Here is a 1534-nt window from a genome sequence, read left to right as displayed (position 1 = left end):
CTACGAGGCGCAGCGCCTCGAGCCCGTCCTTGGCCTGGATCACTTCATAGCCCGCGCGCGCCAGGATCCGCTCCTTGTGGTAGCGCGCGGTGTCGTTGTCGTCGACGACCAGGATCAGCTCGGGCTTGGCCACCATGGTTGGCTCCCTAGGCGGCGGCGATCCGCCGCATCGCTTCTTCCACCCGCGGCAGGATCGGCTCGCGGGAGAGGGTCTCCTTGGAGATCACGCCCGCGGCCATCTGGAGAAGCCGCTCCCGCTCGCCCTCGCCGAGCGCCTTGGACGTGACCACGAACACCGGAATCTCACGCGTCGCCGGGTCGCTCTTCAGGCGGCGGAGCACCTCCTCGCCGTCCTGCTCGGGCATGCGGAGATCGAGGCAGATGGCTCCGACGCGCCCGGAGCTCGCGACGCGCATCGCCTCCGTCACCGTGGAGGCTTCGAGGACTTCGACGTCGGGCGCGGCCAGGCTCTGGCGGATCAGATAGCGCGAGATCTCCTCGTCGTCCACCACCAGCACCCGGCGCATGAGACCGCTTCCCATCATCGACGAGACCTGCTGGATCAGCCGCTGGCGGTCGATCGGCTTGAGCAGGTAGGCGTCGGCCCCCAGCGCGATCCCCTTGGCCTGGTCCTCGACGGTGCTCACGATCAGGACCGGCGTCTCGGCGGTCTCGGGGCGCCGGCGGATCTCCGTCAGGAACGACCAGGTATCCTCGCCGCGGAGGAGGACGTCGAGGAGGACCAGCGCGGGATTCACGATCGTGAGCGCTTCGCGCGCTTCCCGCAGCGTGCGCGCGTGGAGCACCTGGTATCCCGCCGCGGCAAGGTACTTCTCGTAGAGCAGCGCCTCCTCCGGCGCATCCTCGACCACGAGAACGGGAGTGCGGCCCGGGGCCACCTGCCAGGACTCGTGCGGGACGCCGCCGCTCTCGGCGTAGACCACGGGAATCACCGCGGCGAAGGTCGACCCCGCGCCCGGCTGGCTCTGCAGCGAGACCGAGCCGCCGAGCAGCTCGGCGAGCTTGCGGCAGAGCGGAAGGCCGAGCCCCGTGCCGCGGACCTTGCGCTGCAGCGCGCTGTCGATCTGGGCGAACTCCTGGAAAATCACTTCCCGGTCCTCGGGAGCGATCCCGATCCCGGTGTCCGACACCTCGAACGCGACCTTCCCCTGGCCGTTGACCAGGCGCGCGCGCACGCGGACCTCGCCCCGCTCGGTGAACTTGAGCGCGTTCGAGATGAAGTTTCGGAGGATCTGCGACACCTTCCCCTCGTCGGTGTGGAGCGGCGGGATCTCCTCGGGCTCGTCGAAGACCAGCGTGACCGCGGTGTTGAGGAGGAGCGGCCGGAGCATGCCGCGCAGCGCGCCGAAGAGGTTGGAGACCTCGAACAGGGTGGGGCGGACTTCCGACTTCCCCGCCTCCACCTTGGCCAGGTCGAGCAGGTCGTTCACCAGCTCCGACAGCTCGCTGGAGGCGCGCCGGATGAACTGAACCTGCCGCTCCTGCTCCGCCGTGAGCGGGCCGTCGGTGCGCT

Annotated in this window: 1 protein-coding gene; it reads right to left on the bottom strand. The window is 69.7% G+C overall.

Features of this window, described 5'->3' with window-relative positions:
- Positions 1-146: 146 nt before the first annotated feature.
- Positions 147-1534 (bottom strand): response regulator (locus VE326_02640; protein ID HYJ32092.1); only part of this gene is annotated, 1388 nt, incomplete at its 5' end.

The organism is Candidatus Binatia bacterium, assembly GCA_035631035.1.
Classification (GTDB): domain Bacteria; phylum Eisenbacteria; class RBG-16-71-46; order SZUA-252; family SZUA-252; genus DASQJL01.
This window is presented reverse-complemented; position numbering and strand designations above follow the sequence as displayed.